Source organism: Gilvimarinus japonicus, assembly GCF_042847215.1.
GTDB classification, from domain to species: domain Bacteria; phylum Pseudomonadota; class Gammaproteobacteria; order Pseudomonadales; family Cellvibrionaceae; genus Gilvimarinus; species Gilvimarinus japonicus.
Genome location: NZ_AP031500.1, coordinates 2,208,832 through 2,222,753, shown reverse-complemented (window position 1 = coordinate 2,222,753; position 13,922 = coordinate 2,208,832). Strand labels below are relative to the sequence as shown.

General features: G+C 52.7%; 12 protein-coding genes. 9 read left to right on the top strand and 3 right to left on the bottom strand.

Annotated elements, in window-relative coordinates; genetic code table 11:
• From ACGHAD_RS09505 to ACGHAD_RS09485, 5 genes are read left to right on the top strand one after another with little or no spacing between them, the layout of a single operon-like run.
• Positions 1-1,452 carry a Wadjet anti-phage system protein JetA family protein gene (locus ACGHAD_RS09505; RefSeq protein ID WP_382415425.1) on the top strand — a complete coding sequence of 484 codons (1,452 nt, stop codon included), beginning with the start codon at positions 1-3 and terminating at the stop codon, positions 1,450-1,452.
• Positions 1,449-2,126, top strand: coding sequence for a DUF4194 domain-containing protein (locus ACGHAD_RS09500; protein ID WP_382415427.1), 678 nt, complete (start codon positions 1,449-1,451; stop codon positions 2,124-2,126). Before ACGHAD_RS09505 ends, ACGHAD_RS09500 begins: the two co-directional genes overlap by 4 nt.
• A 2-nt stretch (positions 2,127-2,128) precedes the next feature.
• Positions 2,129-5,737, top strand: a complete 3,609-nt coding sequence (locus ACGHAD_RS09495; protein ID WP_382415429.1) for an ATP-binding protein — start codon at positions 2,129-2,131, stop codon at positions 5,735-5,737.
• A 43-nt stretch (positions 5,738-5,780) separates the two neighbouring features.
• A complete protein-coding gene (locus ACGHAD_RS09490) occupies positions 5,781-6,644 on the top strand; it encodes an ion transporter (protein ID WP_339615591.1) in 864 nt (287 codons plus the stop codon).
• A 23-nt stretch (positions 6,645-6,667) separates the two neighbouring features.
• A complete protein-coding gene (locus tag ACGHAD_RS09485; protein WP_339615099.1) occupies positions 6,668-7,525 on the top strand; it encodes an ATP-binding protein in 858 nt (285 codons plus the stop codon).
• Between the two features lie 161 nt (positions 7,526-7,686).
• Here ACGHAD_RS09485 and ACGHAD_RS09480 read toward each other — a convergent pair whose 3' ends face one another.
• Positions 7,687-9,516: an ABC transporter ATP-binding protein gene (locus tag ACGHAD_RS09480; RefSeq protein ID WP_382415431.1), complete on the bottom strand. Its 1,830-nt coding sequence runs from the start codon at positions 9,514-9,516 to the stop codon at positions 7,687-7,689.
• 163 nt (positions 9,517-9,679) lie between these two features.
• On the opposite strand from ACGHAD_RS09480, the gene ACGHAD_RS09475 reads away from it, so the two are divergent.
• The gene (locus ACGHAD_RS09475; protein WP_339615101.1) at positions 9,680-10,069 is read left to right on the top strand and encodes a hypothetical protein; all 390 of its coding nucleotides are present in this window, start codon (positions 9,680-9,682) and stop codon (positions 10,067-10,069) included.
• 146 nt (positions 10,070-10,215) lie between these two features.
• Entirely contained in the window at positions 10,216-10,773 is a 558-nt protein-coding gene (locus ACGHAD_RS09470; protein ID WP_382415433.1) for a hypothetical protein, read from the top strand.
• A gap of 111 nt (positions 10,774-10,884) precedes the next feature.
• On the opposite strand, the gene ACGHAD_RS09465 is transcribed toward ACGHAD_RS09470, so the two are convergent.
• Together ACGHAD_RS09465 and ACGHAD_RS09460 are read right to left on the bottom strand one after the other, a co-directional pair.
• Entirely contained in the window at positions 10,885-11,739 is an 855-nt protein-coding gene (locus ACGHAD_RS09465; RefSeq protein ID WP_382415435.1) for a pirin family protein, read from the bottom strand.
• A 36-nt stretch (positions 11,740-11,775) separates the two neighbouring features.
• Positions 11,776-12,381 (bottom strand): FMN-dependent NADH-azoreductase, encoded by a 606-nt coding sequence (locus tag ACGHAD_RS09460; protein WP_382415437.1) that lies wholly within the window; start codon positions 12,379-12,381, stop codon positions 11,776-11,778.
• A 144-nt stretch (positions 12,382-12,525) separates the two neighbouring features.
• On the opposite strand from ACGHAD_RS09460, the gene ACGHAD_RS09455 reads away from it, so the two are divergent.
• Both ACGHAD_RS09455 and ACGHAD_RS09450 read left to right on the top strand, forming a co-directional pair.
• The gene (locus tag ACGHAD_RS09455) at positions 12,526-13,440 is read left to right on the top strand and encodes a LysR family transcriptional regulator (protein ID WP_339615105.1); all 915 of its coding nucleotides are present in this window, start codon (positions 12,526-12,528) and stop codon (positions 13,438-13,440) included.
• A gap of 42 nt (positions 13,441-13,482) precedes the next feature.
• A complete protein-coding gene (locus tag ACGHAD_RS09450) occupies positions 13,483-13,920 on the top strand; it encodes a GNAT family N-acetyltransferase (protein WP_382415439.1) in 438 nt (145 codons plus the stop codon).
• The last annotated feature ends 2 nt before the right edge of the window (positions 13,921-13,922 follow it).

Genomic DNA, 13,922 nt, shown 5'->3' with positions numbered 1-13,922 from the left:
ATGTTTTTTCGCGAGCCACAGGCTCATTTTTTTAATCCGTTAACCGGTAAATATCGCGAGGTGGTCGTCGAATGCCTGCGGCTGCTGTACCAAAAGCTTTACACGGAGTTGCACGACTATCAAAGCCTGCTTGATCGCAACGGTATCGTCGCGGTTTTTATGGAGGCAATTGCCCGCAACCCGGTGGTGTTTGACGATGATGAACGAGAAAGCGAAGGGCGCTTTAAAAGCCAGCGGGAGCTGGCCGGTTTTATTTTAAACCGGCTGCTGGAGTTTGGTTGGCTAGAGTGTCAGGTCGATAGCGCCACCTTAACCAGCCACTACGCGTTTACCCGTACCGGGCGTTTGTTTACTCAGCCATTATTGGACGTTGGCAAACAGCGGTTGCACACCCGTCACCGCAATACCCGAAACACCCGCAATAGTCTGCAGGCGTTTGCCGATCGCGGTGAGTACAGTGATTTATTGGATGCCTACGATTACTCCGAGCGTATTATCAGCGATTTTTCTGACATTATCGCCGAGCTGGCCGATCAGCGGCGCGAGCTGGTGCGCGAGATGGAAAGCCAACAGCTGATCCATCGCGCCTCCGATCAGTTTTTTGATTTTATGGAAAAGCGCTTTATGCCCGACTTGGCCGTTCGGCTCTCGGCTGACAGCGTAGAGAAACATCGCGACGCAATCGCCGGTTTAATTTTGTCGATCAAGCGCAAAACCAAAACATTCAAAGCGGATGCCGAACGAGAGTTACGTCAAGTTTTGCCCCAGCTAGTGGCCGAAAACACTCAGCGCTCGGTGCTTTACTATCTACTTGAGGCCATCGAACGGCGCCTAAGAGACGCCTGCGATACCATGCTGCCGCAGCTGCGCGGCGCGCTGAATAACTTTACCCGTCGCGCCGAAACCATTATGCGCCAGCTCAGTTACCTTAATAATGGTCAGTCCGATCAGTTAATTAACCTTTGCCGAAGGTTACGCACGCTTCCCGATGAGCAAAACCGTGTGCTTGGCGAGATAGCACCTGCGCTGCAAAACTGCCAGCTGCGCTATATTGACCCTGGGCAAAACCAGCTGCGCCAAAGGCGGCCCAATCACGTGGTACTCAGTCGCGTTACGGCGCCGCCCAGTCTTGATCAGGACGCCCGTAAAGAGCTGTACATCCAACAGATGCTCGATCAGGCCTTTGCGTTCCAAGGTGGTCAGCTGCGCGATTACGTACATCGGGCACTGGCCGATACCGGTGTGGTTAACTCGCGGTTTTTACCGGTGGGTAACGCGCAAGATCTATTAAAGCTATGCCATGTGATTGAAGTGGCATCGGCGGATAATCTGGGGCACGACTACTACTTTAGCGTTACCGAGTTGGGTCGGCTTGAGCGGCAAGATGATGACTACTTAATTGAGCGGGATATCTTTGAAATTAAATTGCACCACATTACGGAGTCCGCGTGAGCGATAATCTTTTTTTGGGCGAACTCAATCAAGTGCTCGAGAGCGCCAACGTAAGCTTCGAGGCGTGGCGTGAGCTGGTGATGCGCCTTCTTGATTACGGCGTCTTGTGTCGCAATGAAAGCCAAATTGAGCAAGAGCTGTACGATCGTTTTGTGCGGCTTGAGATTGCCCTGCACGATTATTTGGCCCTAAGCGGCATTCGCCTACAACACGACCCGCGGCATGAGTTTGTGCGCGTGCTACCGCCCGGCGCGGATTTTCCCGGCATCGAGAGTGACGATTTACCTTACACGGGGATGCGCAGCAAACTCGGCCAACACGAAATCGCGCTGGCATTAGTGCTACGGATTGAATACGACAAGGCGTTAAGAGAGGGGCAGGTTGAAGATGGTGGCTCGGTATTGGTCCCTATGGAATCTGTGGTCATGAGCCTTAAAAACCTGCTGGGGCGCGATCTGCCAGAGCCGGTGGTGGAAAGGCGCCGCCTGCTGCGCGGTCTTAAGCAGCTGCGCTTAATCGATTACAACAGCGACGACGAACAAGCCGAGCCTTGGTTGCGGGTTCGCCCTCTCATTATTAACTACGTATCCGATAGTGTGATTGACCAACTGCTGCAAGCAACTCCCGACTCTGTTGACTCGGTAACGCTAGACGATACCGAGGGCGAGGACTAACCGTGTTTTTACGAGAATTTTTCTACGTTAATTGGGGCAATATTCCCAATCGCTGCCTCAGTTTTGACAAAATCAATTTGTTTAGCGGTGGCAATGGCTCTGGCAAAACCACCGCCGCCGACGCTATTCAAACCCTAATGACTGCCGCCCATGATGGCTTGTTTCACTTTAACCCAGGCCAAGACGAAAGCACTCAGCGCGGTCGCGGAGGTAAAACCGTGCGCACGTTAGCCTCCTATGTGCTCGGTTGTGATGACGGCAGCTATGCCCGCCCAGATGGCGCCGATGGTTATTTGGCGGGGCTCTTTCACCCCACACCCGGCGAGAGCGGCTCGCCTTTTGTCGCACTTATTGGTGTGCGCGCCCTGTTGGATCGTGCCGGAAATCAAGCGGTTGCGCGCCAGCGAGATATTGAATTTTTTATTATTAATACCGCCAGCTTTAGTTTGTCTGAGTTGGAAAAAGCCGATGGTGACGACTTGCGGGTTTTGCCATTGGATGTTGCCTACACGCGCCTGCGCACCAGTTTTGGCGCCGATAAGGTCGAGCGGTACGAGCGCAAGGGCGCCTACCTAGCGCGCCTGTACGGGGCTTTGCGAGGCAAGCCCGATGCGGTATCCGATCGTGAAGCGCGCCGCGCGGCACAGGCGTTTTCGCGTTTTATGGCCTACAAGCCTGTGTCGAGTATCGATCAGTTTGTCTCCAGTGAGATTCTCGAGGCGCGCGATCTTGGCCGCGCCATTGGCGATGTTTCCAGTATGCTCAAGCGTATCCACGCGATGGAAGCCGATGCCAAATCGTTGCGCGAGCGTATCGGTGTAATTGGCGCTGCACGGCAGTGCGCCGATCAATTTGTCGACTCTTGGTTGCAACAGCAACAGCTTGCGTATCAAGCCGCACGCGCCAGTTATTTATACGCTCAGCGCGATTACGTTAAAGCAAAAGATGAACAACACCTGCAGCGCACGGAGCTTAATCAGTGCGAAACCAAGCGCACGCAATTGCAAACGCGCCGCGACGAGGTAAGGCAACACAGTATTGAGTTAGAAGGGCGCCGTCAGGGCGTTGCCGCGCTGCGCGACAAAGACGCACTGGAGCGCGATATCAATGCCAGCCAACGCACATTGGCCGAACTGGCCGGCCGCTTGGGTGAAGCCGATCAGCAGTTAAAGCGCAACGCGCGCGGCTTGGATACGTTAGTGCGCCTTACCCAGCGCACTTCTCTGGTGTTAGAGATTCCTCAGCTGGGTGAGAAAGAGCGTATCGCTGAGATGCGCCAGATTATCGAGCTGACCGACAATTTAATTGAACTGCCCCGGCTGCTCAATCACGACTGGATTGACAGTGCGCCGCTGGAGCAACAAGTTAAAGCGGCGCAGACCTTACAAGGGCTGAGCGATAAAGTACTCGAACCGTTGGGGCGCGAAGGCGCATTGGCCGAGCGCATGAGTGAGTTGCTGTTTAATCGCACCCGCGAGGCGCAGCGCAACAAACAAAAACTAGAGCAGCTGCAAACCGAAGTCGACGCCTTGCAAAGTGCGCAGGTGCGTTACCCACGCTACGTTTCAACTGCATTAAAGGCGATTAATCAGCAATATCCCGACGCCGACGCCCGGGTGTTGTGTGATCACGTTGAGGTGCTTGATCCAGAGTGGCAAAGCGCTATTGAAGGTTACATAGGTGGCGCTCGTTTTGGTATTTTGGTGGACCCCGATTTTGAGGCACGCGCGATACAACTGGTGCGGCAACTGCCCAAAAGCGAGGGCCGCGCGCGGGTCATTCAGGGCAGCAAAGCCCGTGAGGACGTCGCCAAAACGGCCCCCAATACCGAGTCGATCGTTGCCTTGATGAGCTTTAGTCACGCCACTGCCGAGGCCTACCTGCGCGCCAGTTACGAATCTGTGCGCTGCGTATCGGACGCCGAGCAATTGCGCAACACCCGCCGCGGCCTTACCGCCAATGGTATGGCGTCGGGCAATTACGCCATGTTCCGCTGTGATATGGCCGATGCCGATTTGGTGTTTGGCCAAAGCGCCCGGGAGCGGGCACTACTGGCAAAGCGCGAAGCATTGGTCAATTTAAACGCCGATTGGCGCGGCGCCTCGGACCAGTTAGCCGAGTTAAAACAACTGGCTGATGCCGTCAAGCAACTGGCGCCGACCCCCTACGGTAACGTGTTAACCGAGCTTGCCACGCAACAGCGCCGTATTGCCGAGTTAGAGCAAGCGCTGACCGAATTGGACTTAAGCGAGTTCTCGGATCTGGAAGACAAACTGCAACAATTGCACGCCGATGAGCGAAAATTGCTGGATGATATGGCGGAGCTTGATCGCACCCAGGGTGGTATCGAGCAGCGTTTAAAACAGCTTGGTGGGGATATTAAAGCCCGTTCCGAGCGTCAAGAAGAGTTGCTGGAATCGGCCGAGCAGTGCGAGCACAACCTGCGTTTACACGCTGGTAAATGGCCCAGTTTTGATGTTGAAATAGCCCTTGAGCGTATCGATAACGAGTTATCAATCGATGCCGCCGCGCGCTATCGCAATGAGCACGAGGCGCTCGATGGTGAGCTATTGGCATTGCTTAACCGCTTGCAGCGCTTAGTGCTGGAGTACAACCGCGACGCCGGCGGCGACGCGATTGCCTTTGAGCCCGACTTTAACCAAGACGTGGCCAATTTTAATTTGGTATGCGGTACCCGTGGTCAACTAGACAGCCTGCACAACAAACTGAATAACAATATTCTCGCCAACAAAAGCGAAGAGCTATCGCGCTTGCGCGCCAGTTTTAATCACACTTTTGTCAGCCATTTGTGTCACTCTATTTACCAAGCGGTAGAAGAGGGTGGCCGCAGCTTAGAGGTGCTTAACGACGAGCTAAAACAGCACCGTTTTGGCGCCGACCGCGAGCGCTTTTACTTTGGTTGGGAGTGGGTCGCCGAATACCGCGACTACTGGCAGTTTTTTAAAGCGGTGATGCACAACCCCGGTATGGAAGAGAGCGATGGCTTGTTCTCGGATGAGCTAAGCGCTAAACACCGTCAAGTGCGCGATCATCTAATGGCCATGCTACTGGACGATGACCGTGAGCGGGCCGAGCGGGAATTGGCCCGCATCACCGATTACCGCCACTACCGGCGTTACGAGATTTATAAACAGCCCGAGGGTAAAGAGCCCATCGCGCTATCGCGCTACGGTACTGGCTCTGGGGGCCAGCTGGAAACGCCCGCCTATATTATACGGGCTGCGGCGATTACCTCGGCGTTTAGGTTTAACGAGGGCGACACCCATTTGCGCATGGTGCTAGTGGATGAGGCGTTTTCTAAAATGGATGAACATCGCTCCCGCGAGGTAATCCGCTATTTAACAGAAGCGCTTGGCTTGCAACTGTTGTTTATTATGCCTACCAGCAAGTCCGGGCCCTTTATGGATATCATTACTCACCAAACAGTGTTTACCAAGTGCGCTACCACCGATTATATTGGCGAGCTCAAAAGCCGGGTGCTGGTCGATAGCCAAAAGCTCAATGTCGACAAAGTAGGTAAGCTATGGGCCGAGCATCGCGCCGAGGTAAGTCATCAGGCGACGCTGGATTTTATGGAAGAGTTTGTGTAGCAACACCGAATCATAAACAGGCTAACTAAAGACTATGAGTGAGATGATACCCGTTAACTTACCCACTGAGGGTGACTCTTGGCAGGCGCGCTTTAACCGGCTGCGTAGCAATAAAGCCTTTGAGTTGTTTGTGGTCAGTATTATCGTGTTCTCGGCGCTGGTTATTGGCGCTAAAACTTACGATATTCCACCGCTGGCAAGCAAGATTGTGGTTGGGCTCGATTGGGCTATTACCCTGTTTTTTTTGCTGGAGGTCAGTATTCGCTTTTGGGGTGAGCCACGCAAGCGCGACTTTTTTAAATCCGCCTGGAATATATTCGATACTGCTATTGTCATCGTCAGTTTAATTCCTATCGAAAACAGTGATATGGCCTTGGTGGGCCGTTTGATTCGGGTGTTTCGCGTACTGCGGATGGTTTCCATCATTCCCGAATTGCGCATTTTGTTAAGTTCGCTTCTTAAAGCCTTGCCACAATTGGGCTACGTGGCGCTGCTAATGTTTATAATTTTCTATATTTACGGCGCCATCGGCAGCTTGTTTTTTGCCGATATCAATGACGTGCTTTGGGGCGATATCGCCATCAGTATGCTCACCTTGTTTCGGGTCATGACATTTGAAGATTGGACCGATGTTATGTACGAAACAATGGAGGTCTATCCGTTAAGCTGGATATTTTACGTCAGTTTTATTTTTCTGACCGCGTTTGCCTTTTTGAATATGATTATCGGTATTGTGGTTAATGTGATTGAAAAAGAAAATCAGGCACGACAAATAGAAGAGGAGGGCGAGCAGCCCGCGCGCAAAGACCTTGAAACGCAGCTGACAAACTTGCAGCGCTCGGTCGATTTACTGCTGGCGCAACAGGCAGCTGATAAACCCCCGTCTGATAAAACCAGAAATTTATAATTGATTTACCGCGGAGCAATAACATGGCTGATTTTGATCATTTGCTAACCCGTGTCGACTCGCTCATCGACCGTTTAGAGCGGTTGCTGCCCACAGCTCCTCCCGCAACTGACTGGAGTGCGCCGGCTTTTTACTGGCGCAACAGTTCGGGTGGTGGTTACTTGCAAGGCGTAGACAACCCTCATCACATTGCTTTAGATGCACTGCAGAATGTCGATCGACAGAAAGCGGCTGTGCTGCGCAATACCGCCCAGTTTGCCGCCGGTAAGCCGGCGAATAACGTACTGCTGACCGGCTCGCGGGGCACAGGTAAATCTACCCTAATCAAGGCTTGCTGGTACCAATATCAAGATAGCGTCAAACTCATTGAAATCGACAAGCCCGACTTATCAAGTTTAGGAGACCTGTTGCAACAAATTTCTGGTCGCCCGGAACGCTTTATCGTTTATTGCGATGATCTGTCCTTCGAAGAAGGTGAGCATCATTACAAAGCCCTTAAGTCGGCGTTGGACGGCTCTATTTGCGCCCCCGGCGATAACGTTTTGTTTTACGCCACCAGTAATCGGCGCCACTTACTGCCCCATAAAATGAGTGAGAATCTTGAAACCACGCAAGAACATGGCGAAATTCGGCCGGGCGATAGCATCGAAGAGAAAACATCTTTGGCTGAACGTTTTGGATTGTGGCTGAGTTTTTACCCCTTTAGGCAAGAGGAGTATCTGGCGGCGGCGCGTTTTTGGATTGAAGACATGGGCGGCACCTGGAGCGATGACATGCGTGCCGATGCGCTGCGCTGGACCATGACCCGTGGCTCGCGCAGCGGCCGGGTCGCATGGCAATTTGCCCGGGATACGATTGGGGCGTTAAGTTTAAAGGAGTAAACGTAAGACTACCGCTGTCATAGGATCGACAGCGGTTTACGCTTGGGGTTATTAGTCCTTTGTCGCTCGCCCGGCGGCGAAGGGCCGGTAAGTGGGCCAGGTGTAAGTTGTAGGCCACCATGCTGCTGGCCGCGGCGTATAATAGCCGCGCGCTAACCCAATTACTCTTCCCCCAAAAAACCTCCCGACTGATGCGCCCACAACTGCGCATAAACCCCTTGCTGAGCGATCAATTCCTGATGCGTCCCTTGCTCAACGATACGCCCTTGGTCTAACACAATCAGTCGATCTAACGCGGCAATGGTTGACAATCTGTGGGCAATAGCGATAACGGTTTTATTACCCATTAGATAGGTTAGGTTACTTTGGATCACTGATTCGACTTCCGAGTCGAGTGCAGAGGTCGCTTCATCGAGTATGAGTATGGGAGCATCTTTCAGCAATACGCGAGCAATGGCGACGCGCTGGCGTTGGCCCCCGGATAGCTTTACACCACGTTCACCAACGTGGGCGTCGTAACCGGTACGGCCTTTTGCGTCTTTTAAGCCTAGAATAAACTCATGGGCTTGCGCTTGTTTGGCGGCCGCGATCATTTGCGCCTCTGTAGCGTCGGGGCGGCCGTAGAGCAGGTTGTCGCGAATCGAGCGATGCAACAGTGAGGTGTCTTGCGTGACCATGCCAATATGTTGTCGCAAGCTCTCTTGCGAGACTTGGCTAATCTCTTGTCCGTCGATTGTCAGGCTGCCTTTGCTGACATCGTAAAAGCGCAATAGTAGATTCACCAGGGTTGATTTCCCCGCGCCGGAGCGACCTACCAAGCCAATTTTTTCGCCATTGTTGATGGTGAGGTTAAACCGCTCGATAACATTTTTACCTTCGCCGTAATCAAAGCTCAGGTTGTTAAACGCGATGCTGCCTTGGTTAACCTGCAGCGCTTGAGCGTTGGGTTGGTCGGTGATGCTAAAAGGTTTTGTCAGTGTGTTGGCGCCATCTTGCACTGTACCTATGTTTTCAAACAGCGAAGAAATCTCCCACATAATCCACTGCGACATACCGTTAATACGCAACACCATGGCGAGTGCGGTGGCGATTGCGCCGGTGGTAATGGCCGCCTGCGTCCAAAGAGTTATCGCGAGCGCGGCGAGTGAGAATATCAGCAAGGCGTTTAAGCTCCAGACGCAGACATTGAGTATGGTCACCAAGCGCATTTGCGGATGCACAGTTTGAAGAAACTGGTTCATGCCTTCGCGGGCGTAGCTTGCCTCGCGCCCAGCGTGGGAGAAAAGTTTGACTGTATGAATATTGGTGTATGTGTCGACAATGCGGCCGGTCATTTCGGCGCGGGCGTCGGCCTGTGTGGTCGAGATTTTACGGAGTTTGGGTAAAAAGTAATAAAGTGTGCCGATATAACCTAGCACCCAGACTAGCATCGGGATGGCCAAGCGCCAGTCGAGGGCGCCCATCAGTAAGATCATACTGCCAAAATATACGCCGATATAAACCGCAACATCCAGCATCTTCATGACGGTTTCGCGCACCGCTAGCGCGGTTTGCATAACGCGGGTAGCCAAGCGGCCGGAAAACTCATCCTGAAAGAAGCCCACGCTTTGCCCGAGCAAGTATTGATGCGCCTTCCAGCGGATCGCCATAGGAAAGTTACCCAGCATCGTTTGGTGTATAAACAGCGCGTGCAGCGCAATAACCAACGGTAGCCCGATGAGCAATACGAGGGCAATGGTGGTTAAGGTTACACCATAATCTTGCCAGAGGGTGTCGGGTGAGGTGTTGTTAAGCCAATCAACTAAACTGCCTAAGGCGCCAAATAGCGACACCTCAATGATAGCGATAGTAGCCGACAAGAGCGCCATTAGCAGCAAATAGCGCTTAGCGCCGCGAGTAAAATATAGGCAAAATGCCAGCAACCCTTTAGGTGGACGTATTGGGCCCTCTTGGGGGAAGGGTTTGAGCAACTGTTCGAAAAATGCAAACATAGGGCACCTTTTATTAATGCTGGCTTGTTTCAAGGGCCCGCTAAAATTGGGCATTTTATCAGTGGGGTAGGCGTGCTTCGCAAGGGCCGCTATTGTAGCAAATATCCTTGCCGCGCCGTCAGCCCTGTGGGTTATCACTTTGTCATATGAGTATTACTAGATCATGAGAAGATGGATGTTGGTGTTTGCCGCTGGGGCACTCGGGGCGCTGGTAAGTGCGTTGGCCATGTGGTTGGCCGGGCGTTACGGTATCACTCAGGCAATGGGCGTACGTTGGGCACCGGCCCTGTCGGCCCACTGGCTTTACCCGCGTATTGTTTGGGGTGGTTTGTGGGGCTTTTTATTTTTACTGCCCCTGTTTGGCTCGCGCTGGCTGCTAAAGTCGGCGGTGCTGGCGCTAATTGTTAGCTTGATTCAATTATTTGTGATTTTCCCTTATACCACGACGTACGGTGTGGCCGGTTTGGAACTTGGCATGCTGATGCCGGTCGTGGTGTATGCGTTTGCATTTATTTGGGCGCTGGCGGCTGCGATCAGTTTGCGTTTGGCTTAGCGAGTAGGCGTATCGCTGTAATTTGTTAGCTGCAACACGTAATGTGCCCAGCCGTTAGGTTATCGTGTCGTCTGAGACCATTGTATGATTTTAAAATTGAATGCCGGTGTTTTACTGGCGATAAATATAGGTGATAGGAGCGTCGTATGAAGATAGGCCAGTGTCCGGCTGCCCGGTTGCGGGTGTTTTTGTTGTTGTGTTGTGTTGTGTTTACGGCGCAAGGGTGGGCGGCAGAGCCGCTGAATTCGGCCACCCTAGATAAGTGGCTGGCGACCACGACTGAATTTATTCCAATGCAAGATGTGTTTGAAAGGATTTCTCAAGAGTCTGAGATTACCAAAAAGTATACCCAAGATGAATTCAAGGCGATGGACGTCGAAGAGCAGAATAAGTTGATGGATCAACTGCTTAAAGATGAAGGCGTGTACGACGACGTTTATAAGGTGTTAAACCAAAAAGATTGGGACAGTGCGGGCAGTTACATTCGTATCAGTACGCGTATCGCACAGGCAATCCAGGTGCATATGCAAAACATGATGCTGAAAAACTTGCCCGCCGAACAGGCACAAATGGTGAAGGAAATGATGGGCGGGGACGTTACGGCTGACCCGAAAGATGTCGAGTTAGTCAGTAAAAACTGGAGTAAAATTTCTCGGTTTATCGGTGAAAACATCGATACCTCAAAGCTGCCCCCAATGGGATAATAAACCCTTTAAGCCTCGCTGTTTTGGTAGCGGCTACCCTTAAGGTGCGCTTGGCGTGCCTTAAGGGTCAATTAAGTAAATGCTAGGCGAACGGTTTTAAGTGTTTGCCCGCTAAGCGGTTAACTCACCGCGTCGGTAGTCGTTTATCGCTTGTTCTATCTCTTCGTGAGTGTTCATCACAAACGGACCGTATTGGGCGATAGGCTCGCCAATCGGTTTACCGCCAATCAAGAGTACTCGCAACGCCTCGGTGCCCGCTGCGCTAAGCGTTACGCTGTCACCATCGGTTAATATCCCCGCAGTGCTGACGTTTAACAGGCGTTGCCCTTCACCTACTAACCCTTGGCCTTCATAAGCGTATAAAAACAAGTGGTGGCCGACCGGTACGCTAAACGGCTCGGTAATACCAGCGGGTATGCGTATATCCCAATAGACCGGCTGAGTGCTGATGCCAGAAATAGCCCCGGTGGTTGTCTCACTATCGTGCGCTAACGCCCCCGCAATCACTTTAACCGTCGTGCCCGAGGCCAGGGTTACCTGAGGAATGTCCTTTGCGGCAATATCGCGGTACGCGGCGGGTCTCATTTTCTCTTTGGCTGGAAGGTTTAACCACAGCTGAAACCCCCGCATTTTGCCCTCTAGCTGCTGCGGCATTTCTGAGTGAATAATGCCTCGGGCAGCGGTCATCCATTGCACGTCTCCGGATTTTAAATCGCCACGGTTGCCTAAGTGATCTTCGTGCAGCATATGGCCGTCGAGCATATAGGTAACTGTCTCAAAGCCGCGATGAGGATGCGAAGGAAAGCCGGCTAAATAGTCTGCGGCGTCTTCGGAGTTAAACTCATCTAACATTAACACAGGGTCGTGGCGAACCCGGGGCCCTTGCCCTAAACTTCGTTTGATTTTTACGCCAGCGCCTTCGCTGGCGGCTAAGGCGGGGATGAGTTGCTGTATTTCGCGGTTCATAATATTACCCCTTGTTTGTGCTGGTAGCTGGGCCGCTTAGGCGGCCAGTGCGCGGTCAATTTCTTTTTGCGCGGTGTTTAAAGCTTTGTCTTTACCCTCGACGCCCATGGCAATGCCTTCGGCGTAAATAAAGTGGGTATCTTTCAGCCCCAAAAAGCCTAAAAAGGTCTGCATATAGCCGGTTTGCGAGTCGGCTTGCGTACCGGCATACATGCCGCCGCGCGCCGCCAATACGTAGACAGGAATGGACGGCAATAGACCTTCAGGGCCGTTACTGGTGTAGTGAAACGTAATGCCAGAGCGGGCAATATGGTCAAAATAGGCTTTTAAGGTGGAGGGGATGCCAAAGTTATACATAGGCAAGCCAATGGTTACTACGTCGGCGGCTTTAAGCTCGGCAATCAATTCGTCAGAATAGGCAACGATTTTTTGCTCGGTGCTGTTGCGCTTATCGGCCGGCGTCAAAAAGGCGTTAAAGCGCTCGCCGTCTAGGTGTGGCACTGGATTGGCGGCTAAGTCGCGCACAATAACCCGGCCATCTGGGTTGTTTTGTTGCCAGCGCTCCACAAACTGGTTGCTTAAATAGCTCGATTGACCGTTGTCACCGTTTAAACTGCTTTTGATTTGTAACAAAGTTTTCATGGGGTCACTCCCTGATTGAATGTGTATGTTGCTATTTAAGTATTTGCTGACCCGATAATAAATAGCTAAATTTAGCCTTATTTGATCGAAAATATCGATTTCATGATCTTGAGCGTTAGTGAAAGGTCCGAAAGTGAGTGTGTTATGGCAAAAGATATCAAAGTGACCCTAGATCAGTGGCGCGCGTTGATCGCGGTAATTGAGTGTGGTGGTTATGCGCATGCCGCCGAACAGCTGGGTAAAAGTCAGTCGACGGTTTCTTACGCCATTAGCCAGCTGGAGCAGGCGTTGGCGGTGGCGGTTTTTAAGATCGAGGGGCGCCGGGCCATTGCCACTCCCGCCGGTGAAAGCTTATATCGTCGAGCCCGGCATTTGCTGGCCGAGGCGGAGTCCCTCGAGGGGGCGGCCGCCCGTATGGGGCAAAAAATTGAGCCTGAAGTGCGCTTAGCGGCCGATTTGCTGGCGCCAGCGGGCGATATCTTGCACTGTTTAGAGCGCTTTACCGAACAGTACCCAACAACCCGTGCCGACGTGCTTGAGTCGGTATTGAGTGGTACCGAAGATGCGCTGGTGCAGCAGCAAGTCGATCTGGCCATTACCGGACGGGTACCAGCCGGCTTTTTAGGGGACTACTTGCGCACAATCTCATTGATTGGCGTGGCCGCCCCTTCGCATCCGCTGCATCATCTAGGACGCGCGATATCACAGGAGGATTTGCGCCATCACCGGCAATTGGTGGTACGCGACTCGGGTATTCACCGCCGTTACAGCGCCGGCTGGCAGGAGGCCGAGCAGCGCTGGACCTTCACTCATATCAATACCTCTCTCGCGGCGGTGCGGCGCGGCCTTGGCTACGCTTGGTTGCCCGAGGGTTATTTGCAACAAGATTTGGCCAGTGGTGAGCTAAAGCGCCTGCCGATGGAGCAAGGCGGCGAGCGTGTTATTTCGCTTTACCTTGTGCTTGCCGATCGCGATATTGCCGGGCCCGCGACCCGTGCACTGGCCAATATCATTAAAGCGCGTTTTAGTGCGGGTTTAGAGAGCGCACCTGGTGATTAGGGTGACCGCGCCGTTGGGTGAACAACGGCTAAGGGGTTTTTAATGGTTAACTGTGTAGAGGTCGCGTTTGCCTCGCAGCGCTACCGGGATTTACTAAGGTTGCGAGAAAAATACTTACGCGCGCCGCTGGGGCTCAAACTCACCTCGCAGGATACTTGTGACGATCAGCAGCAATGGCACTTTGCCTCGCTGGCGGATGGCAAGATCATCGCTGGGGTCATCATCGCGCCGGGTTCTCAGCAATCTGCCCAGTTGCGGCAGATGGTGGTGGATAAACAATGGCAGGGCAAAGGCGTGGGCGAGACGTTATTGCGTTTTGCTCACGATCAGTCCGCTCAGCGGGGTGTGCAAACGATAACCTTAAACGCGCGCGACAGCGCCGTTGGCTTTTACACGCGTTTTGGCTATCGACGCTGCGGCGCATCCCATACCTTATTCGGTATTGTGCATTGGCCTATGGCGGTAGAGCTACTTGTATAAAA